Consider the following 21,804-nt stretch of genomic DNA (forward strand, 5'->3'; position numbering starts at 1 on the left):
AGCCATGCCTCACCTCGAAACCACCACACTCAAACGCCGTAAAACCGGCCTGATCGCTGTCGATCATGCCCGCAGCGCTGGCGGCTACACGCTGTTCGCGCCACAAACGGCGGATGGCAATGTGTTCCTCATCGACCTCGATGGCGAGGTCGTGCACCGCTGGAAACTGCCCCAGCGCCCTGGCCGCGACGCGGTGATCTTGCGCAACGGCAACCTCGGCTACAACGGCAACCATCCTGATTCACCGGATCTTTTTCCGGGCTGGTCGGTGTGGCACGGCGGCGCGTTCAGCGAAGTCACGCCGCAAGGCGAAGTGGTCTGGGAACACACCGATCTGCTTCACCACCATGATGCGCAATGGCTGGACAACGGCAACCTGCTTTACACCACCGCCGAGCCGTTGAGTGCCGAATTGGCCCGGCGTGTGGTCGGTGGCATTCCCGGCAGCGAGGCGCCGGGCGGGGTGATTTATGCCGACGTGGTCAAGGAAGTCGATCGTCAGGGCAACGTGGTGTGGGAATGGCGCAGTTGGGAACATCTGCGACCTGAAGACTATCCGCTGCACGAATGCTTTGAACGTCACCACTGGCCAATGACCAACGCGGTCACACCCGGCCGTGACGGCAAGGTGATTCTCAGCTTGCGCAGTGTTTCATCAGTGATCGCCGTGCAGCGTGGCAGTGGTGAAGTGCTGTGGCGATTGGGCCACGATTTGGTCGCGCAGCAGCACTGCCCGAGTGAACTGGAAAACGGCAACGTGCTGGTGTTCGACAACGGCATCTTCCGCCCGCACGTGAGCATGCCGCACTCGCGCATTCTCGAAATCAACCCGGTGGCGCAACGCATCGAATGGCAATACGCCGATACCCCGGGGTATGCGTTTTTCACCCCGTTCATGGGCGGCGCGCAGCGTTTGCACAACGGCAATACGCTGATCACCGAGGCCAACTTCGGCCGCTTGTTCGAAGTCACCCCGGCCGGTGAAGTGGTCTGGGAGTACGTCAATCCGCATTTCGCGACGTATCCCGATGCGGCCTCGCGACGCTATCTGCCGGGCGAAAACAACGCGATCTTCCGTGCCCACCGTTATCAGCGCGCAGACCTGCCATGGCTGCGTGACTGAACACGCTCTGACATCCACCGCAACGATCACGCTCACGCACGCCACGCGCAGCGAAGTATCGACTCCTCTCGAAGAGCGGCGTGCAGCCGCTCCAGGAATCACCGATGAAACTTCTTTATTCGCGCAACGTTTCTGCTGGCGCCTTGGGTTTGTGCTCGTTAATGCCGCTACTGTCGGCCACCGCCAGTGATGTGCCCAACAACAACGATGTGCTGCAAACGGTCACGGTCGAGTCCCGACGCCGTAGCGAGGACGCGCAGCAAGTGCCCACCGCCATGAGCGTGCTGGGTGCGCAGACCCTCGAGGAACAACGCCTGTACCGCTTGCAGGATTTGCAGCAGGCGATGCCCAGCGTCAACGTCGCATTCATGCACGCCCGGCAATCGAGCCTGTCGATTCGCGGGTTGGGCAATAACCCGGCCAGCGACGGTCTGGAAGGCAGCGCCGGGACTTATCTGGACAACGTCTATCTCGGTCGCCCCGGCATGGCCGTGATGGATTTGCTCGACATCGAGCAGATCGAACTGCTGCGCGGCCCGCAAGGCACCTTGTTCGGCAAGAACACCACGGCCGGTGTGTTGAACATCACCACGCGCCGGCCTTCATCAACACCCCAAGGCAGCTTCGCCACTTCGGTAGGCGAGGACGGTTATACGCAAAACCAGGCGAGTTTTTCCGGGCCGCTCAACGACACGCTGACCGGGCGCATTGCCGCGTACAAGACCCACGAAAATGGCTACGTGAAGAATGAATATGACGGCCATACGTTGGGCGGCGGTATGCGTCAGGGCGTACGCGGGCAACTGCTGTTTCAGCCCAATGACGATTTCAATCTGCGCTGGCTGGCTGATTATCACGAAGAGGATTCCAGTGCCGGCACACGCTCGCTGTTCAGCGCCGGCCCGAGCATCAATGGTGTCAACCGCTATGAACAGCGCGCAGCGGCTGTCGGGGCGACGTTGGTGGATGGGCGTCGGGTCAACCTCGACGCCGATCAGAACGTCACGGTGTTTCAGGGCGGCACATCGCTTGAGGCAAACTGGACGCTGAGCAGCGATTACACGCTGACATCGATCAGCGCCTATCGCTGGTGGGATTTCACCCCCCGTAACGACGATGAACTGAACGTCGATGTGATGGACAACGTCGGCCAATCGGCGCGCGACAAGCAATACTCGCAGGAGATTCGCCTGGCTTCGCCGGTCGGCGAGCACTTCGATTACGTGCTGGGCGCCTATTACTTTCGCCAGGAAATGAGCAACAAGGTGTTCACCGACTACGGGCCGTTGGCCGACACCTGGAATGGCACCCCGCAAGGCGCGCTGAACAACGTCACCAGTATTGGCCACGGCGATGTCGACACCGACAGTTTTGCTACGTTTGCCCAAGGCACCTGGCATCTGACGCCGCAGCTGGATTTCAACCTCGGCGTGCGCGGCACCTATGAACGCAAACTGGCGCAAGTCACGCGCAATGCTCCCGTCGGAGGTGCCAACGTCAGTGGCGCGGCAGCTGCCGCCAGAGCCGGGCGCCTGGGTGCTTACGATTCCGGTGACTTGAGCCTCTACAGCTTCAGCCCTTCGGCACTGGCGAGTCTGGCCTGGCACGTCAGCGATCAGGTACTGGCGTATGCATCGCTGTCTCACGGCGAGAAATCCGGCGGGGTCAACCTCAGTGTGGCGAGCGCGCCGGTCGCGGGGGCTGACTCACTGTTGATCGGCAGCGAGCGAGCCAACGACGCCGAACTGGGGATCAAAACCACGCTGCTTGATCAGCGTCTGCTGCTCAATGCCAACCTGTTCTGGACAGAGGTGCACGGCTATCAGACCAATGCCTACGACGACGTCAATCTCACCAGTTACCTGACCAACGCCGGCACCGTGCGCAGCCGTGGTCTGGAAGTCGACAGCAGTTGGCGGCCAGTCTCGGGGCTGACGATCAACCTCAATGGCGCCTTCAACGACGTGCGCTATCTGTCTTATGAGGATGCGCCGTGCCCGGCTGAAGTCGCCTTGCGTCCCGGCGCTCCGGCAGCCTGCGACCTGAGTGGCCACGCGGTGGTCGGCGCGTCGAAATGGATCTTCAACACTAACACCAGTTATCAATGGAATTTGCACAATGGCCTGCAACCCTACGTCAACGGCAGCTATGCGTGGCGTTCCCATGCGGTCGGCACCGTGGATGATTCGCGCGACGCGCAGTTGCCGGGTTACGGGCTGGTGAATCTGTCCAGCGGTGTGCGCGGCGATTGGGGCAACGGACAGTGGGACGTATCGCTGTGGTTGAAAAACGCCTTCGACAATACCTACTACACGACCCTTTGGAACTCACCCAACGGCGCCTACACCGGGGTGTTGGGCACCCCACGAACATTGGGTATGACAGCACGATACGATTTTTGATCGGGCATCTTCAGGTTGCCGGCGTGAAATTTATTCTGTAGATTTTCATGAAATTATAAAAAGATAATTTCATGAGGTCGGGAATGTTTCAGCAATCCAGCCAGCACGTCGACAGCTATTACGCCCACAGTTGCGCCGATATTCTGCGCGATCGAGCGGTGCTGGAAGGTGAAATTGACGCCGACGTGGTGATCATCGGCGCCGGTTTCAGTGGCCTGCACACGGCGCTGCGCCTAGCCTTGGCGGGCAAACGCGTGATCGTGCTGGAAGCCAGTCGCGTGGCGTGGGCCGCTTCTGGGCGTAATGGCGGGCAAGCAATTCTGGGTTGGTCGTGCGACATGCCGCCGCTGGAAGCTGCGCTGGGACATGAGCGGGCGAAACGGCTTTGGGACGGCATGCGTTGGGCTGCTCGGGAATTGCGTGAATTGCCGGGTCGTCACGGCTTCGATATCGATTATCGCCCCGGGCACCTATGGACGTCGGTGATGCCACGACGGGTCAGCCTGCTCAGCGAATGGCAGCATGAGGCCAGCCACAAGTGGGGCCACGATGTGTTGCAGTTCATCCCTCGTGAACAATTGCCGGAATGGGTGGCCACCGATCGCTATCAGGCCGGGCTTTACGATCCTGAGGGCGCACACCTCAATCCTCTGAAACTGGCCTTGGGCCTGGCGGCCGCCATCGAGCGCGCCGGCGGACGTATCCATGAACAAAGCAAAGCGTTGAGTTATCAGGAGGAGGGCGCAGGTTTTCGCGTCAACACTGAGCGCGGCTCGGTGCGCGCCGATGTGCTGGTGCTGGCCTGCAACGCTTATCTCGATGAACTCGACCCGCAGCTGTCCAGTTGCATTCTGCCGGTTGGCACTTACCAGGTCGCCACCGCACCGCTCACCCCCGAGCAGGCCAGCGCGCTGTTGCCGCGCAACGTTTGCGTGACCGACAACCAATTCGTCCTCGATTACTTCCGCCGCACACCGGACCACCGTTTGTTGTTCGGTGGCGGCTGCACCTATCTGGGCGGTATGCCCAAGGACATCGCCGCAGCGACTCGGCCCTTTCTCGAGCGGGTGTTCCCGCAGCTCAAGGGCGTCGGCATCGATTTCGCCTGGGGCGGGCACATCGACTTGACGATGAAGCGCACGCCGGACGTTGGCGGCGAGGGCAAGCGTTATTGGCAGCAAGGCTACTCGGGCCACGGCGTTCTGCCGACATTGGCCGCCGCGCGTGCGGTGTCCGATGCGATTCTTGGCGATGAGGATGAACTGGCGTTGTATCAGGGCTTGAGCAATGGCCGTTTCCCCGGCGGCAAACATTTCGCTGCACCGCTGGAGGCCATTGGCAAGGCCTGGTATCGACTGCGCGACAGCATTTGATGAGATTTTGATCATGAACAAGCAAGAAGAAATCGCCGCGCTGGCGATCCTCATCCACGACCTGCGCAAGCACAAGAAATGGACCCTCAAAGAGCTCGCCGACAAGATCGGCCGTTCGGTGGGCTTTCTGTCACAAGTCGAGCGCGGTTTGTCGCGGCCAACGGTGGCGGACCTGACCGCGATCAGCGAAACCTTCGGCGTGCCGACCACTTACTTCTACAGCCTGCCCAAGCCTAAAGAACTGCCGTGGGTCACGCGGCCGGATGAGCGCCGCACGCTGTATTACGCCAATGGCATCACCGACATTCTGGTGTCGCCGCAGATCCGCGCGTCTTTCTCCATGCTCGAAAGTCATCTCGAAGCCGGCGCGAGCAGTGGCGACCGCCATTTGACTGACAGCTCGGAGCAGGGCGGTTACGTCCTTGAAGGCGAATTGACGCTGTGGCTGGGCGACGACGAAGAACCGACGACGTTGAAGGCCGGCGACAGCTTTCAATTCGACAGTCATACCCGCTGCCGTTACGGCAACCTCACCGAGCAGCTCACCCGCGTGCTCTGGGTCTACACCTGATAACCATAAAGGATGAACACGATGGACGCTGTCTGCGCTGACCTGCTCGCCGAAGTGCGTGCCTTTCGCCAACGCTACCCAGAGGTGCGTTATGTCGACCTGATTTGCCTGGACATTCCCGGGCACTTTTACGGCAAACGCTATCCCGTGGACATGCTCGAAAAAGTTGCCGGCGGCGGCGTCCTGAAGCTGCCGCAGAACTGCGTATTGTTGGGCGTGCAGGGTGGTTTGTTTCCGATTGGCGATTACTGCTTCAACGACGGCGACCCGGATGCCGTGCGCCGCTTGGTCCCGGGCACACTGAAGCCAGTGACCTGGGAGGCGCAGCCGCTGGGGCAGATGCTGATCACGTCGGACGGCACCGAAAAACCGATCGAATTCGAACCCCGTGAAGTCCTCGCACAGGTGCTCAAACGCCTGGCGCGCAAAGGCATTCACCCGGTGGTGGCGTTCGAGCTGGAGTTTTATCTGTTCGACAAAAAACTGCGCGAAGGCCTGCCGCAATTTGCCCGCGACGATCTGACCGACGATGCTGATGATCAACCGAACTTGCATATCGAGCGGCTTTCACGCTTCGCGCCGGTGCTGGATGACATGGTCGAAGCCACACGGGCGCAGGGTATCGATGCCACGGTGATTACCGCTGAGCTCGGCCCCGGCCAGTTTGAAATCAACTTCGGCCATCTCGACGACGGTTTGCGCGCGGCGGATTGGGCAGCGTTGTTCTGCCGCAGCACGCGCGGCGCCGCGCTCAAGCATGGCTACCGCGCCAGTTTCATGGCCAAGCCGTACTTACAGCATCCTGGCAGTGGCATGCATGTGCATGTCAGCCTCTACGATGCTGATGGCAATAACCTGTTGGCGGTGAATCAGCAGCAGTCGTTGCGCCATGCAGTCGCCGGATGCCTGGAATTGCTGCCGCACAGCATGCCGATCTTCGCCCCGAACCAGAACTCGATGCGCCGATTGGGCGGCACGGTGAATACGGCGACCAAGGCCAGTTGGGGCTTTGAGGATCGTGATGCGTGCTTGCGCATTCCGGAGTCGGACGTGAAGAATTTGCGGGTTGAATATCGCTTGGCGGGGGCGGATGCCAATCCGTATCTGGTACTGGCGGCGATTTTGGTGGGGTTGGAGCATGGGTTGGAGTCGGGCAAAGAGCCCATCGCACCGCTGAACGAAGACCGCAGCAGCGGGATCGATTTCCCCAAGGAGATGTTCGAGGCCGTGCGCGCGATGCAGGATCAGCCGCAGTTGCGCGAGGGCTTGGGCGCAGAGTTTGTCGATGTGTATTGCGAGAATAAACGCCAGGATCATTTGGCGTTTATGCAGGAGATCAGTGCGCGGGAGTATCGCTGGTATTTGTGACCCGGTGCTTATCCAGAGCGCGGCTTGAATGGGCGCATTTGCGCGCATTGCACGCCTGCTGGCGTGGAAATCGAAGGTCACTCAATGATGCGTGATCGAAAACCGGGCGTTCTCCACAGTCGTTGCGCAGAGACGCAAGGAAAGTGATGTCGAGTAACAAAACGGCCCATTGAAAGGAATCATGTATGACCACCCCTTCACCTGCTCACACCCTGAGTGCATTGCCCGAGCTTGATTACTATCACAGCAGATCGGTGCTGCTGCCTGTTGAAATAACCACCCTTGATGCCTGGAATTTCATGCGGGCCAAGCCGGGACTGTTCATGCGGCTGGCGTTTCGAACGAGGGATGCGATTTCCTCGTTATTTGGCGTGAAGCGCATCGGCGGTTTCTCTGGCGCCCGTCGAGAGGCAATACAGGCTGGCGAAAAGCTGGATTTTTTTCTGGTGGAGCATAGTGCCCCCGACGTGCTCGTTCTGAGCGTAAGAGACCGACATCTGGATGTCATGATTTGCCTTTCGATAACAGATCATGTGTTTACAATCACATCGTCTGTCGTAACGCATAACGTCTTTGGGCGCATCTATATGTTGCCGGTGGGCGCAGTCCATAAGGTGCTGGTCAATAGGGACCTCGAGCGTCTCAAGCGGAATACAGGCGCCGCCGAAGTGTAGTTAACGGTGCCAGCGGCGGGAGAGCTGCTGTGGGGCAGAGGCAGACGTTGACGGTGGAACGAGTAAAAGCAAGAAGATTTGGAGTGGAACCATGCAATGCACCTGCAACGGTAAAGATGACCTCGTAGATATTAGTCAGGGTTACACGGCGTTTGTCGCGGGAATGCGCTGCCTTGCAACGGGGGACTGGATCAAACTATTGCAATGTGCCGGGTGCGGGCAGCTTTGGCGAGCGGATGAGTGGGATAAATACCAAACCCTGTACGCCGGCAAACTGGACTCGCCCGAGGGTTGGGAATCAGCTGATATGGAAACTTTGATAAAGCTGCGCATGGTCGAGAACCATGGCGGTCTGGATACATCTGCTTGTCTGGCGAAGGACTGCCAGCAACCTGTACTCAAGGGAAGAGCCTATTGCGTTGACCACTTTTATGAAACCGGAGCAAGAGCCTGAAGCGCTGAAACTGGCCAGTAGAGCGGGATTAAAGGACGGTCACGTTTTTCTGAATGTGGTCTGTCTCTGAAATTTTCCCCAGCCCCTCAACCCTTCAACGACATCGGCTTGTCCCCACCCGGCGGTAAGCCAAACAGCTTGCGCACCCCATTAAGAAACGCCCCATAAGGTCGGCCCAGCACCAGCATCATCACCGCTGCACCCAGCAGGCGCGCGTGCAGAACCTGATCCCAGGTCATGCCGGCGATGAAACGTTCATTGATGATGCCGGTGGTGGTGAAAAACAGAATCAGCGCCGTGGTGTCTGCAATAAATGCAGTCCGACGCGTTGGCTGTTGCAGGCGTTGCGGCCAATCCGCAACCGGCACACCGATCAACTGCTGACGCCCGAAAATTCAGCGTTGATCGTCATCGATTATCAACCGGTTCAGGTGTCGTCGATCCGCTCGATGCCGCGTGATGAACTGGTGTTCAACATCACCAGCGTCGCGAAGGCGGCGGTCAATTACAACCTGCCGATCATCCACTCGACCGTGAATGTTGCGACCGGCCGCAACAAACCGCCGATTCAGGCGTTGCAAGCGGTGCTCGGCCATCTGCCGACCTATGACCGCACGTCGATCAACAGTTGGGAGGACACCGAGTTCAAGCAGGCGGTCAAGGCACTCGGGCGCAAGAAACTGATTATGACGGCGCTGTGGACCGAAGCGTGCCTGACCTTCCCGGTGCTCGACGCGATCCAGGAGGGTTATGAGGTTTATGTGCCGGTCGATGCGGTGGGCGGCACGTCGTTGGCCGCGCACGAGGCGGCGTTGCGCCGAATGGAGCAGGCGGGGGCGAAGCTCATCAGCCGCGTGCAAATGTACTGCGAACTGCAGCGCGACTGGGCGCGAGAGGTGACGGTGCCTGGCTTCATGGGTGTGTTCGAAAACTTCGACGGTTTCAACGCTGAAAAGGCGCTTCAGGAGGCGGACGAAAAGGTCTGATTAACGGGCCGTTGTTAAAGGTGGCGCCGGCAATAGCTGGCGCTGCTTTTATTTAGCTTTTTTGAACGCCTGAAAATAATCTGAACCGCTGTAGGACCTGCTCGCCTAATGATTAGCTTGTGGTCAATCGCACAGGCGCTGTGTCAATCACGGCACACTCCGAGAGGTGGTCAACGTGGCTAAAGACGAAAAGAAAAGCAAAGACAAAGGTGACGCTTCGAAAGCCAGCAAGGATCTGAAGGACAAAAAGTCATCACCTGAGAAGAAATCAGCGGCGGCTTCGGCGCTTTCAAAGTCCTCCGACAAGGACAAGAAAGACAAGAAAAAAGACGCCGAGCCCAAGAAGTCTGCGAAAAAAGCCGATAGCAAGCCCGAGAAGGCCAAGGATTCAAAGAAGGCTGATAAGCCGGCTAAAAAGAAAAAGTGATCTTGAAGGCAATAAAAAACCCGGCATTCAAACCGGGTTTTTTATTGCCTGCTATTCGGGGCCTCAGAGCGCAGCTTTCACCTGCAAACCAAACACCAACGCATTGTCGATGTTCTGCCCGGAAAACGCGCCCGGTTCGATGATGTACTGCACATTCGGGCGCAGGGTCAGCCAAGGCGTGGCCTGATAGCCATAACCGAGTTCGATCAATTGCTCGGCACTGTCCAGGTTCGGGAATGCCGTGCCGTTGTTCAATGCGGCGTCCTGCAGCACGTCGCGGCTGCGCGGGTTCGGCACGGCGCGGCCGTAACCCAACGCGAGGGTGTCGCGCGGACGACCTTCGAACGGCTTGTACAGCACCACGCCGGTGCCGTACCACTTGCTGAACGGTGAGGCTGCTTCGCTCGCCGCCGAGTACTGACCGAAGGCGTGCAGGCTGCGGCCTTCTGACGTCGGCGAACTCCAGACGGCTTGATCGATCAGCAAATAATGACCACCGCGACCGGACACTTCTTTGTCGCTGCCGATGCGTTTTACATCGGAGCTGTCGTAGTAGTAACCGAGCTTGTATTCGCCGGGCAGGGCGCCCGCGTGCTTGTACACCAACTCGATAGGCACCACGGTGCCGGTGGTGTGTTTCGGGTCCAGGTGCCAGGCGCGGCTGGAGTTGCCGTTGCTTTCCGGGTCGACGTTGAAGGCCGCCACGCGCAGTTGCCAGGAAGACGACAGATCGTATTTCACCCGCACGCCGAGGCGCGCGTTGGGGTAGTTGGTCCAGCCGCTGCCGCCGGACATGTTCAGCGGATGGCCACAGAAACCGGCGTTCATGAAGTTGCACAGAATGCCGCTGTCGAGACCACCAAGGTCGTTGCCCATGGCCATGTAGCCGAGTTTCACATTGAGCGCTGGGGTAAACAGGCTGCGCTCGTAACTCAGTTCGGTCAGGCGCGTGTACAGGCCGCCGTAGTTTTCTTGAATCGGCAAGCGGTTGCCGACGAGGTCTTCCGAGGCGCTGTTACCGCGTCGGTCGTTGATGGTCAGTTGGACTTTGCCGGCATTGTCGACGCCGTACAGTTTGCTCAGATCGAACTGCACGCCGAGCTTGATGTTCTGCGAGTAACGCGCCGAGCGATGCAGGCCGCCGTCGGCGTTGTAGGCCATTTCACCGCTGTAGTCGCCGGTGAATTTGATGCCTTGTTCATCCATCTGATGACGCAAGCCACCCCAGTCACCGGTCAGGGTGCTGCGGGTCAACAGATCAGAATTGTTGTCGGCCAGCGCGGGGAGGGTGGTGCATGTGAGGCCCAGCACCAGGCCTTTGAACAGGTTGGAACGGGAAAAACCAACAGCCGATAGCATGTAAATCTTCCTGCAGAAAACTTGAGCAATAGGGGGAAAGCAGCGCGGCACCCGAAGGTGCCGCGCTTTACGTGAACACCGTGGTTTACGGCAGGGCGTAAGCCATCACGTAGTCGCCGCGATCGGTCGACTGACGCGCACCGCCGGCGGTGATGACGATGTATTGCTTGCCGGTTTTCGGCGAAACATACGTCATCGGGCCGCCCTGGCTGCCGACTGGCAGACGTGCTTTCCAGACTTCTTCACCGTTGCCGCTGTTGAACGCGCGCAGGTAGAAGTCTTGGGTGCCGGCGATGAAGATCAAACCACCTTGGGTCGACAGCGTGCCGCCGAGGGTTGGCAGACCGATCTTGATCGGCAGGTGCATGCGGATGCCCAGCGGACCGGTGTCTTCAACGGTGCCGACCGGAACCTGCCAAGCGACTTTCTGAGTCTTCATGTCGATCGCGGTCAACGTGCCGTACGGCGGCGCCTGGCAAGGAATGCCGGCCACCGACAGGAAGCGGTTCTTGTTGACGGCGTACGGCGTGCCTTTCAGCGGTACGGCGCCCATACCCGTGTTCAGTGCCTCGCCACCACCAGCGGCCTGGCCTTTGTTCTGCGACGGGATCATCTGAATCCACAGACCCAGGCGCATGTCGTTGACGAAGATGAAACCGTGCACCGGGTCAGTCGAGAGGCTGCCCCAGTTCATGCCGCCCAGCGAACCCGGGAAGCTCAGGGATTTATCGGTGCCCGGTGCGGTGTACAAGCCGTCGTAGCGCATGCCTTTGAAGTCGATACGGCAGAGCAACTGGTCGTACGGAGTCGCGCCCCACATGTCCGATTCGGTCAGGTGCTGCGCGCCGATTTCTGGCATGCCTACCGATTTCGGCTGAGTCGGGGAGTACGGTTCGTTCGGGATGTTCGCTGCTTTGACCGGGACTTCTTTAACGTCGGTCAGCGGTTTGCCGGTAGCGCGGTCAAGCACGTAGATCTGCCCGGCCTTGGTGCCGATGACCAGCGCCGGAACGGTTTTGCCGTCCTTGGTGAAGTCGATCAGGCTCGGCTGCATCGGCAGGTCGAAGTCCCAGAGATCGTTGTGCACGGTCTGGAACACCCAGCGCTCGTCACCGCTGGTGGCGTCCAGCGCGAGGATCGAAGCGCCGTAGGTGTGATCGAGTTTGCTGCGCTCGACACCATAGATGTCGGTGGACGAACTGCCCATCGGCAGGAACACGGTGTTGGTCGCCGGGTCGTAGGACATCGGTGCCCAGCTGTTCGGCGTACTGCGCACGTAGGTGCTGCCGTCGGCCGGTGCGTTTTTATCCTGAGGGTTGCCCGGGTCGAACGCCCAACGCATGGCGCCGGTCATCACGTCGAAACCACGGATCACGCCGCCGGGCATGTCGGTTTGTACGTTGTCGGCAACGCGACCGCCAACCACGACGGTGGTGCCGGCCATCAGCGGCGCGGACGACAACTGATAGTAACTGTCCGGCACGTTACCCAGACCGGCCTTCAGATCAACCTGGCCGTTGTTGCCGAAACCCTGGCAGAACTCGCCGGTGTCCGCATCGACCGCGATCAGACGCGCATCAATGGTGTTGGTCAGCAGACGACGCTGGCAATTGGCAGCCGGCGCCGGTTTGGCTTCGATGATTTTCGAATTGGCCGGCTGAGCGATGGCGGCGGAGGCGTCGAAATAGGCCATGCCACGGCAGCGCTGCCAGACTTTCGATTGAGCGTTGATCGCGTTCTTCCACAGCTCTTTGCCGGTGTCGGCATCCAGCGCAATCAGGTTGTTGTGCGGAGTGCAGATGAAGACTTTGTTGCCGACTTGCAGAGGGGTCAGCTGATCTTCGGCGCCGTTGCCATCGCTCTCGGCGACGTCACCGGTGTGGTAAGTCCACGCGACTTTCAACTTGTCGACGTTGGCGCGATTGATCTGGTCCAGCGCGGCGAAGCGGCTGCCACCTTCGGTATTGCCGTAGTGGGCCCAGTCCTTTTGCGCTTTGTCCGGCTCGACCGGGGTCAGACCCGGACCAGTGCCATTTGCCGCAACGGTCGGGTGCGCGACGAACATGTTGCCAGCCGCCACAGCCACGCCGACCGCCAGCACCGCCGCCACGGCGTAAGCGCCGCGACCTGCCACGTCACCGTTGGCACGCTTGAGCAGCGGGTAGACCAGCGCCACGACCAGGCCGATCACACTGAACATGAACAGGCGCGAGAACACTGGCCAGAACACCAGACCGGCATCGCTCACCGCCCAAATCGCGGTGCCCACCAGGAACGCGGCGAACAACCACGCGCCGCTCGGCTTGAAGCGCGCGATCAGCAGACCGGAAACGGCCATGACCAAGCCACCCACCAGGAAGTACCACGAGCCTCCCAGGCTGACCAACTTCACGCCGCCCGCAGCCAGCGCCAAGCCGAGCAGGGCGATGACGACGCCCAGCCCGACCAGAATGAATTTTGATATGCCCGAGAGGCGTTGACTCTGCTTCACGTTGAGTGTCCCGTTGAAATGAGGCGCGCATTATATAGTTAGGTAACTACCTAGTTAAATCACAAATTTCAACGTGAAGCGTAGTTCGAGGTTTTGACTCACGCACGAGGGGACTCAGATGTGGAAATGTCTGTCAAAACTCACACAAAAAACGCCGTTTTGTCAGGTTGATTGTGATTTATGACAGATATCGGATGCTGTGCTCTCAGGCCTAAAACACTTTGGCTAGGTTGTAAATGCGACGAATAACCGCCAATAGCCCCGCCCCAGAGCGGTCAGTGGACGCGTCGAGCTATATGGATATGCTTTTTTAATCTTGGAGTTCGCCGTGTTTTACCGCTCAACTGGCGCCTTTTTGATAGGTGGATATTTATGTCCGAGCGGTGTGAGGTAGTGGTTTTAGGCTTGGGAGCGATGGGCGCTGCCACGGTTTATCAGTTGGCGAAAGCGGGGGTGAACGTTGTCGGTATTGATCGTCATCACCCGCCGCACAACCTCGGTTCCAGCCATGGCGACACGCGCATTACTCGGCTTTCGGTCGGAGAAGGCGCGCAATACGTGCCGATCGTGCGCAATTCTCATCGCATCTGGCGTGAGCTTGAGGCCCTGACTGGCGAGTCTTTGTTCGAGCAATCGGGCCTGTTGGTGCTGACGTCGAGCGCCGAGTTCGATCCTCAAGATGAGACCGACTTCACCCTGCGCACCATCGGCCTCGCGCAGACTTACGGCATCGAGCACGAAGTCCTGTCCGCCGAACAGATTCGCCAGCGCTTCCCGCAATTCGCCAACGTGCACGACTCGGCCATCGGCTATTTCGAACCGGGCGGCGGCTTCGTGCGCCCGGAGCGCTGCATCGATGTGCAGCTCAAACTCGCCGAGCAACACGGTGCGACGCTCTACAAAGGCGAGACCGTCACCGGGATCAGCTCGAACGAGGAGGGTGTCACGGTCACCACGGATCGGCGCACGCTGTTTGCCAATAAACTTGTGATCAGCGCGGGCAATTGGAACGGCGAGTTGCTCGGTGAGCCGTATGAGAATTTGCTCAGTGTCTACCGGCAAAAGCTGTTCTGGTTCGAACTGGAAGAGAACGCCGGACTGGTCGGCCACTCACCGACGTTCATCTTCACCCACGGCCGCGGCGACGACAAAATCAACTACGGCTTTCCCGCGCTACCCGGCGAAAGCAGCATGAAAATCGCCACCGCGCAGTACCACACCTCAACGTCAGCGCAGGCCATTGACCGCACGGTATCAGCGGCCGAAGCGCAGGAGATGTACGAGCAGCAGGTACACGAGCGCATCGCAGGCGTGACCTCTAAAGTCCTCAAGTCGGCGGTCTGCGCCTACACCGTGACCCCGGATCGCCATTTCATCATCGACGAGCATCCGTCGCTGCAACACACCCTGTTCGTCTCGGCCTGTTCCGGACACGGTTTCAAGCATTCCGCGGCGCTGGGCGAAGCATTTGCACAGTGGTGCATGCGCGGCTCGAGCGACCTGGATCTGTCCTCTTTCTCCCTGAAACGCTTCGAAGGAAAACTATCGTGAAACGCGTCGCGCTCTCCGTAGCACTGCTGGTCGCCGCCATGGGCTCAGCCTCTGCCGAAACCCTGAAAATCGCCGTGGTGCCCGTGCCCCATGCCGAGATCCTTGAGTTCTTGAAGCCGGAGCTGGCCAAGGAAGGGGTGACGCTGGATGTCAAAGTGTTCTCGGACTACATTCAGCCCGACCGGCAGACCGATGAAGGCTTGCTCGACGCCAATTACTTCCAGAGCAAACCGTATTACGAGGCCTACAAGAAAGATCGGCCGAGCAGCGATCAAGTGCCGATCGTCGCCGTGCACATCGAACCGTTCGGTGCCTATTCGAAGAAGATCAAAAGCATCAGCGAACTCAAGGATGGCGCGACCATCGCCATTCCCAACGACCCGACCAACTCCGGTCGTGCGCTGCTGCTGATCGCCAAACAAGGCCTGATCACCCTGAAGGATCCCGACAACATCATGGCGACGCGTCTGGACATCGTCAGCAACCCCAAGCATCTGAAGTTTCAGGAACTCGAAGCGGCCATGCTGCCGCGGGTGTTGAATCAAGTAGACATGGCGTTGATCAACGCCAACTACGCGCTGGAAGCCAAACTGGTACCGCACAAAGACGCGCTGTTTATCGAAAGTTCTGAATCGCCGTACGCCAATTACCTGTACGTGCGCCGCGACAAGGCCAATGCGCCGGCAGTGCAGAAACTCGGTGCGCTGCTCAATTCACCGCAGGTGAAGCAGTTCATTCTCGAGCGTTATCACGGCGATGTGGTGCCGGCGTTCTGACTCCGTCGGGAGCCGCCAGAAATGCTGACGGCTCCCGACATCCTCAAGCGTTCTCTTCAACCCGGCGCACATTGCCCAACGAATCACGCTGCATCGACTGCAGGTTTTTCTCGATGGTTTCGCACAGGGCTTCCATCTGAATCTGGTGTTCGCTGTGGCGAAACGGGCTTTGCAGATCGGTGCCGATGCGTTCGATGGCCAGCAGCATAAAACCCACTACGGTCGAGGCCAACGGCGTGAACCAGCCCAGGGATTCAACTAGCCCGACGGGCACGATCAGGCAGAACAGCGAAATAAACAGTCGCGGAAAATACACATAAGGGTAGGGCAGCGGCGTATTCGCAATCCGCTCCATGCCGCCCTGACTGTTGGACAGATCCACCAGTGTCGACTCCAGCCGCGCCAGGCGAATGCTGTCCAGACGCCCGGCCTTGTATTCCCGCGCGAGCAAAGTTGCCGATCCGGTGAGGATATCGTTGGCAAAGTTATTGGTGGTGCCGCTGCGGGCGAACTCATCGGCGGGAATGAACGCGCGGACTTCCTCCGGACAAGGCTGGCCTTGCAGATGCGCCGCGAGGCAGTTCACATAGGCCACATGCCGGCGCAACAAGGTCGACTTGACCGGATTCACCTCGCCGTCGGGATCATCCAGCAGCGTCAGCACTTGGCGGGCGAAGCTGCGCGAATTGTTGATCATCGAACCCCACAGCGTGCGTGCTTCCCACCAACGGTTGTAAGCGCTGCTGTTGCGAAAACTGATCAGCACGATCAAGGCCGAACCCAATAACGTCAGGGGCATCAATGGCAGATTCAGCTTGGCGTTGAGAAACAGCATGAAGTCGACGGTGACGGCAATGTCCCAGAGCAACAGCCAGAACAACGCCCAACCGACATAGCCCAGAGTCTTGATGATCAAACGGTATTTTCTGACGATGGCTGCTTTCAAACGGAAACCTCGTGGTGAGCGGTAAGCGTTAACGCCTTAGCTCGGACGCTGTTTTCGCGGGAAAGGTTCGGTTTTTGCCGTCACCGCCCGGCCGATGACATCGACGCGGTGTAGACGGGCCACTCACTCCGCGAGCGCCTTGCCCCTGGCAATTGAAAACGCTTGCGGCAGGCGCGCACCATTCTTCACCGCAAGAATCTCCGCCATCACGCTAACGGCGATTTCCGCAGGCGTCTTGCTGCCGATGTAGACGCCGATCGGCCCGTGCAGGCGCTCCAGCGACGCCTCGGTTTCACCAAAATGCTCGATCAGGCGTTCGCGGCGCAGTTGGCTGTTGCGCCGCGAGCCGATCGCGCCGATGTAGAACGCCGGGCTGTGGAGGGCTTCGAGCAGGGCCAGATCGTCGAGTTTGGGGTCATGACTCAAGGCGACGATGCAGGTGCGCAGATCGACCGCGAAGTCGCGGACCACGTCGTCCGGCATGCCGACGATGCGCTCGACACCGTCTACCGCCCACGTCTCGATGTACTCGGGACGCGGATCGCACACCGCCACTTTGAAACCGTTGAATAACGCCATTGTGGCCAGATACTCGGCCAGTGCGCCGGCACCGATCATCAGCATCCGATAACCCGGCCCCAACGTGTTGAGCATCTGCGCGCCGTCGAAGCTGAATTGTTCCGGCGTCGCGGTCGGTTCAAGCATGACCCGACCGGACTCCAACGTCAGGCGACGGCGAACCAGTTGCCCAGCGTCCAGTTGCGTCAGCAGCTCATCTAGAGACTGCCACGCCGGGTTGAATTCAAGGATCAGTTCCAGCGTGCCGCCACAGGGCAAACCGAAGCGATGCGCCTCATCGGCACTGACGCCATAGCGCACCACTTGCGGTGCGCTGTCGCTAAAAGCGCTGCCGCCATGGGCCGTGGTGTAGCGATGGATCAGATCGTCCTCGATGCAGCCGCCGGACACGCTGCCCACCACGCGACCGTCGTCACGCAAAGCCATCATCGACCCCGTCGGCCGTGGTGAAGAACCCCAAGTGCGCGCCACCGTGGCGAGCAACACACGCTCGCCAGCGGCAAGCCAGTCCCGCGCCGTGCGCAAGACCAGCAAGTCGATGCTTTCCATTAAAACCTCCTCTTAGCGCATCTGCAGGATGATCGGGCTGCTGCTGGCCGGATCGGTGTGTTCCCGCAGTTTGCCCACCGTCTGCGCATCGACAGCACCGCCCTGATTGCCCCAGGTGCTACGCATGAAGGTCAGCACTTCGGCGATCTGCTGATCCGACAGCTGCTCACGGAAGGCCGGCATGCGATAGGCATCCGGCACGCCAGCCGCGACGACACGCTGCGAACCATTCAGGGTGATGTTGATCGCCGAGGCGCTTTCCTTGGCCAATGCAGAAGTGGCGCCGGCCAGCGGCGGCATCCATTCAGGTTGCCCCTTGCCGTCCAGGCCATGGCAGGAAGCACAGCGCGTCACGTAGGTGTGAGCACCGGGCGAGTCCAGACGTTGCGCTGCCGACACCGCTTGATACTGCCAAGGTGCGCCATCGTGTTCGCGATCCCCGGGAAGTGACTTCAAATAGTGGGCAATCGCGCTCAGATCGTCATCGCTCATGAACTGCGTGGAGTTGTTGAACGCTTCGGTCATCGAGCCGTAGACCACCGCGTGTTGGTTGCGACCGGTCTTGAGGAACTGCACGATCTCCGGTTCGCTCCAGCGGCCCAGACCGGTGTTGTGGTCATCACGCAGGCTCGGCGCGTACCAGCCATCGAGCAGGGCGCCAGCGAGGTACGGTTTACCGGATTCATCCAGCGCCTTCTCGTTGAACGCCAGGCCGCGCGGGGTGTGGCAACTGCCGCAGTGCCCGGCGCCCTGAACGAGGTAAGCGCCACGGTTCCATTGTTCATCCTGCGACGGTTTGGCCGCGTAGGGCTCGGCGTCGACAAACACTCCGTTCCACAGTGCAATCGGCCAGCGCAGGTTCAGCGGAAAAGGAATCGCGCTGGGGATATTCGCCTGTTTCACCGGCGCCACGCCTTTCATGAAGAACGCATACAGTGCGCGCACATCATCGTCACTGAGTTTGGCGTAGGACGGGTAGGGCATCGCCGGGTACAAACGGCGGCTGTCGGGGGCGACGCCGTGGCGCACCGCCCGGTCGAAGTCCGCCAGGCTGTAGTGGCCAATGCCGGTTTCCGTGTCCGGAGTGATATTGGTCGCGTGGATCGAGCCCAGCGGCGTGGCCATTTCCAGACCGCCGGCGAACGGCGCACCGCCCGGCACACTGTGGCAGGCCACGCAATCGCTGAGCCTGGCGACGTATTCGCCACGCGCAACCAGTGCCGGGTCGATGTCGGCCACGGCGATCTGAGGGGTTTCAAGGCGCGAGACAGGCTCGCGGGTGACATACCAGGCCAGCAGGCCTGCCGCGACCAGGCACGGCACTGCCAGCCAGCCAGCGGTTCTTGCGAATCGGCTGTTATTCATGGACGCTCCGGCGCTGATCAAGTGAAGGTGTGTCGGCTCATGGGCAGGCTGCGCACCCGCTGACCGGTTAGCCTTGCCACCGCGTTAGCGACGGCGGGCGCGACGGCAGGCAACGGCGGTTCACCGATGCCACCCATTTTTTCCCCACTCTCGACCACTCGCACATGGACCCGGGCCATCCGCGCAGGCGGCAGGATCGGGTACAAGTCGTAGTTGCGCGCCCGGGGTTTGCCATCCACCCAAACGGCTTCTTCCACCAGGGTTTGCGACAGTCCCAGCGCCACGGCGCCATTGACCTGCGCTTCGACAATTGCCGGGTTGACGATGCTGCCCGGGTCAATCGCCTGCCAGATGTCGTGCACCTTGACCTGGCCGTTCTCGATGGACACCTCGGCGATCACCGCCGTCTCCGTACCGAACGGCGAAGCCATGGCCACGCCGCGTGCACGTCGGCTGCCATCCTCGGCGGTAAACGGCCCGCGCTTCCAGCCGCCCGACAGTTCAGCCACCGCTTGCAGCAGCGTGGTCAGGCGTTTGTTGTCACGCAGCAGATGCAGGCGCAGGTCGAACGGGTCCTTGCCACCCTTGTCGGCCAGTTCATCGAGGAACGATTCATAAAAGAAGTCGTTGAGCGAATTGCCCACCGAACGCCAGTAACCGAGCATCGCCGGGCCTTTGACGTAGATTTGCGCGATGCGTTTGTTGGGGATCGCGTAGGACTTGCCCGACAACCCTTCAAGCGCCGTCGGGTCGAGTTTCTCACCCTGCTTGCCGGCGAGGGCTTCGGTTGGGCCTTCAGTGGCACTGATCGCTTCGATTGCCAGCGGCCAGCCGTCGTTGTCCAGCGAGGCGCGGAAATTCACTGCAGCAACGGGACGGAGCACGTCACGCAGGAACTCTTCCTCGCGACTCCAGATCAGTTTCACCGGACGGCCAACCGCTTTCGCCAGCGCAATCGCCTGCGGGTAGGGACTGGCCGAGTCGTAGAGGAAATGCCGACCAAAGAACCCACCCAGCAGTGGCGAATGCAAGGTGATGCGCGACGGATCGAGGCCCGTGCGTTTGGCGATGTCCGCGCGGAACATGTCCGGCGCCTGATTCGGTAACCAGACTTCCAGCGAACCGTCCGGGTTGAATCGGGCCAGGGCTGAAGGCGGCTCCAGTTGGCCGTGGTTGAGGTATTGGTTGTGATAAGTGGCGTCGATGCGGGTCTTGGAATCCTTGAGAATCGCCGCCACGTCGCCTTCGTTTTCATCATCTTTGGCCGGGCCTTTATCTTCAGCGAGGCGCTTGAACCAGGCATCGCTGGAAAAGTCGGCGGGCATCGGCCGCACTTTGCTGTCGGCCGTTGGTTCTTGCCAGTCGACCTGGATCGCCTCGACCGCACGTTTGGCGTGCCACCAGCGCTCGGCGACTACTGCCACAGCGCCTGGCAGGCGGTGCACGGAATGCACGCCCTTCATCGCCTTGACCTGATCTTCGTTGCGCAGGTTGCCGACCGTCATGCCCAGGCGCGGGGCATGTTGCACGGCGGCATGGAGCATGTCGTCGACCTTCAGGTCGATGCTGTACAGCGCTTTGCCCGTGGATTTGTCGTAGGCATCGAGGCGTTTCACCGGTTTGCCGATCCAGCGGAACTGGCTTGGATCACGCAGCTTCACGGAGGCCGGATCGGGAACCGGCAGATCCATCGCACGTTCGGCCAGTTCACCGTAGGCCAGCGAGCGGCCCGACTTGGCATGCACGACTTTGCCGGGTTCGGTGGTCAATTCACTCACCGGCACGCCAAGTTGCTGCGCGCCCGCCTGCAATAACATGGCGCGAGCGAGGGCGCCGAGGCGGCGCATGACCGGGTAACTCATGCGCACCGACATGCTGCCGCCGGTGATGCGCATACCGTTTTCCAACACCACATAGGCTTCGCCGGGCGGTGCCGCTTCGACCAGGAAGGTTGCCGGGTCAGCATCCAGTTCTTCACCGACGATCTGCGCCATCGCGGTGAACGTGCCTTGCCCGCCTTCCATGAACGGGCAGAGCAGACGCACGCGGTTGTCCGGGCGGATCTCGAGAAACGCCGGCACCTGCGTGCCGCGCTCGGCCGTCGCCGCCGCAACGGCAGCTTGCACGCGTGTCGCACCCAGCGGCAGGCCGAAGCCGAGGACCAGCGCGCCGACGGCGGTACCGGTGAGAAAACGTCTACGCGAAACATTGATCGGTTCGTGCAGATCCAGTGCTGAGGCTTGCAATGAAGGGTCGATTCGAACGCTCATCACGCGTCTCCCTTGCCGGCCAGCTCATGCACGGCGGCATGGATGGCGTTGTACGTCCCGCAGCGGCACAGATTGACCATCGCTGCCTCGATCTGCGCATCACTCGGTTTAGCGTTTCGTTTGAGCAGCGCAGTGGCGGCCATCACCTGCCCGGACTGGCAATAGCCGCACTGGGCGACTTGCAGATCGACCCAGGTCGCGACCACCCGTTTGCCCACCTCATCGCTTTCGATGGCCTCAATCGTGGTGACCTCGCGGCCAACCACACCGGCCACCGGCGTGACGCACGAGCGCACCACATTGCCATCCACCAGCACCGAGCAGGCGCCGCATTGCGCCAGTCCGCAGCCGTACTTGGTGCCGGTCATGCCCAGATCATCGCGGATCACCCACAGCAAGGGCGTATCGGCGTCGGCATCGACCTGATAGGTCTTCTGGTTGATTCGTAGTTCCATGGTTCACCCGCTGATCATCGGTTGACGTGCATTGTTATGTTCGGTGACACGCAGCAAGGCGCATCGCCGGTAAAGCTGGTTTGTC

The 21,804-nt window shown here is 60.3% G+C and carries 19 protein-coding genes; 11 read left to right on the forward strand and 8 right to left on the reverse strand.

The window, feature by feature from the left end; all coding sequences use genetic code 11:
- Positions 1 to 4 precede the first annotated feature (4 nt).
- From ACWR1S_RS01025 to ACWR1S_RS01055, 7 genes are all read left to right on the forward strand, one after another.
- Positions 5 to 1,123 carry an aryl-sulfate sulfotransferase gene (locus tag ACWR1S_RS01025; protein WP_454562111.1) on the forward strand — a complete coding sequence of 373 codons (1,119 nt, stop codon included), beginning with the start codon at positions 5 to 7 and terminating at the stop codon, positions 1,121 to 1,123.
- A 161-nt stretch (positions 1,124 to 1,284) separates the two neighbouring features.
- Complete coding sequence (locus tag ACWR1S_RS01030) at positions 1,285 to 3,525, forward strand: TonB-dependent receptor (protein WP_454562191.1); 2,241 nt, start codon at positions 1,285 to 1,287, stop codon at positions 3,523 to 3,525.
- A gap of 83 nt (positions 3,526 to 3,608) precedes the next feature.
- Positions 3,609 to 4,898, forward strand: a complete 1,290-nt coding sequence (locus ACWR1S_RS01035) for an NAD(P)/FAD-dependent oxidoreductase (RefSeq protein ID WP_454562112.1) — start codon at positions 3,609 to 3,611, stop codon at positions 4,896 to 4,898.
- Positions 4,899 to 4,911: 13 nt separating this feature from the next.
- A complete protein-coding gene (locus tag ACWR1S_RS01040; RefSeq protein WP_007913292.1) occupies positions 4,912 to 5,469 on the forward strand; it encodes a helix-turn-helix domain-containing protein in 558 nt (185 codons plus the stop codon).
- A gap of 21 nt (positions 5,470 to 5,490) precedes the next feature.
- Positions 5,491 to 6,837 carry a glutamine synthetase family protein gene (locus tag ACWR1S_RS01045; protein ID WP_454562113.1) on the forward strand — a complete coding sequence of 449 codons (1,347 nt, stop codon included), beginning with the start codon at positions 5,491 to 5,493 and terminating at the stop codon, positions 6,835 to 6,837.
- Between the two features lie 185 nt (positions 6,838 to 7,022).
- On the forward strand, positions 7,023 to 7,511 hold the full coding sequence (locus tag ACWR1S_RS01050; RefSeq protein ID WP_454562114.1) for a DUF2867 domain-containing protein: 489 nt from the start codon (positions 7,023 to 7,025) through the stop codon (positions 7,509 to 7,511).
- A 91-nt stretch (positions 7,512 to 7,602) separates the two neighbouring features.
- Positions 7,603 to 7,965, forward strand: a complete 363-nt coding sequence (locus ACWR1S_RS01055) for a hypothetical protein (protein ID WP_454562115.1) — start codon at positions 7,603 to 7,605, stop codon at positions 7,963 to 7,965.
- 86 nt (positions 7,966 to 8,051) lie between these two features.
- Here the strand turns inward: ACWR1S_RS01055 and alaE are convergent, their stop codons facing one another.
- Positions 8,052 to 8,333: an L-alanine exporter AlaE gene (gene alaE, locus ACWR1S_RS01060; RefSeq protein WP_454562116.1), complete on the reverse strand. Its 282-nt coding sequence runs from the start codon at positions 8,331 to 8,333 to the stop codon at positions 8,052 to 8,054.
- Here alaE and ACWR1S_RS01065 point away from each other — a divergent pair.
- Together ACWR1S_RS01065 and ACWR1S_RS01070 are read left to right on the forward strand one after the other, a co-directional pair.
- The gene (locus ACWR1S_RS01065) at positions 8,301 to 8,951 is read left to right on the forward strand and encodes a hydrolase (RefSeq protein WP_454562117.1); all 651 of its coding nucleotides are present in this window, start codon (positions 8,301 to 8,303) and stop codon (positions 8,949 to 8,951) included. The two genes, alaE and ACWR1S_RS01065, sit on opposite strands and share 33 nt — an antisense overlap.
- 166 nt (positions 8,952 to 9,117) lie before the next feature.
- Positions 9,118 to 9,378: a hypothetical protein gene (locus ACWR1S_RS01070; RefSeq protein ID WP_163013585.1), complete on the forward strand. Its 261-nt coding sequence runs from the start codon at positions 9,118 to 9,120 to the stop codon at positions 9,376 to 9,378.
- 63 nt (positions 9,379 to 9,441) lie between these two features.
- Here the strand turns inward: ACWR1S_RS01070 and ACWR1S_RS01075 are convergent, their stop codons facing one another.
- Positions 9,442 to 10,737, reverse strand: coding sequence for a carbohydrate porin (locus ACWR1S_RS01075; RefSeq protein WP_454562118.1), 1,296 nt, complete (start codon positions 10,735 to 10,737; stop codon positions 9,442 to 9,444).
- A gap of 85 nt (positions 10,738 to 10,822) precedes the next feature.
- Positions 10,823 to 13,228 (reverse strand): glucose/quinate/shikimate family membrane-bound PQQ-dependent dehydrogenase, encoded by a 2,406-nt coding sequence (locus ACWR1S_RS01080; protein ID WP_454562119.1) that lies wholly within the window; start codon positions 13,226 to 13,228, stop codon positions 10,823 to 10,825.
- Positions 13,229 to 13,600: 372 nt separating this feature from the next.
- On the opposite strand from ACWR1S_RS01080, the gene solA reads away from it, so the two are divergent.
- A complete protein-coding gene (gene solA, locus ACWR1S_RS01085; RefSeq protein WP_454562120.1) occupies positions 13,601 to 14,779 on the forward strand; it encodes an N-methyl-L-tryptophan oxidase in 1,179 nt (392 codons plus the stop codon).
- Positions 14,776 to 15,555 carry a MetQ/NlpA family ABC transporter substrate-binding protein gene (locus ACWR1S_RS01090; protein WP_454562121.1) on the forward strand — a complete coding sequence of 260 codons (780 nt, stop codon included), beginning with the start codon at positions 14,776 to 14,778 and terminating at the stop codon, positions 15,553 to 15,555. The genes solA and ACWR1S_RS01090 overlap by 4 nt, the downstream gene beginning before the upstream one ends.
- Positions 15,556 to 15,598: 43 nt before the next feature.
- On the opposite strand, the gene ACWR1S_RS01095 is transcribed toward ACWR1S_RS01090, so the two are convergent.
- From ACWR1S_RS01095 to ACWR1S_RS01115, 5 genes are all read right to left on the reverse strand, one after another.
- Entirely contained in the window at positions 15,599 to 16,501 is a 903-nt protein-coding gene (locus ACWR1S_RS01095; protein ID WP_454562122.1) for a bestrophin family protein, read from the reverse strand.
- A 123-nt stretch (positions 16,502 to 16,624) separates the two neighbouring features.
- Positions 16,625 to 17,629 (reverse strand): XdhC family protein, encoded by a 1,005-nt coding sequence (locus tag ACWR1S_RS01100; protein WP_454562123.1) that lies wholly within the window; start codon positions 17,627 to 17,629, stop codon positions 16,625 to 16,627.
- Positions 17,630 to 17,641: 12 nt separating this feature from the next.
- On the reverse strand, positions 17,642 to 18,994 hold the full coding sequence (locus tag ACWR1S_RS01105; RefSeq protein ID WP_454562124.1) for a c-type cytochrome: 1,353 nt from the start codon (positions 18,992 to 18,994) through the stop codon (positions 17,642 to 17,644).
- A gap of 17 nt (positions 18,995 to 19,011) precedes the next feature.
- A complete protein-coding gene (locus tag ACWR1S_RS01110) occupies positions 19,012 to 21,264 on the reverse strand; it encodes a molybdopterin cofactor-binding domain-containing protein (RefSeq protein WP_454562125.1) in 2,253 nt (750 codons plus the stop codon).
- Positions 21,264 to 21,719 (reverse strand): (2Fe-2S)-binding protein, encoded by a 456-nt coding sequence (locus ACWR1S_RS01115; RefSeq protein ID WP_454562126.1) that lies wholly within the window; start codon positions 21,717 to 21,719, stop codon positions 21,264 to 21,266. Before ACWR1S_RS01115 ends, ACWR1S_RS01110 begins: the two co-directional genes overlap by 1 nt.
- Positions 21,720 to 21,804 lie beyond the last annotated feature (85 nt).

Source organism: Pseudomonas sp. AIG (assembly GCF_977020205.1).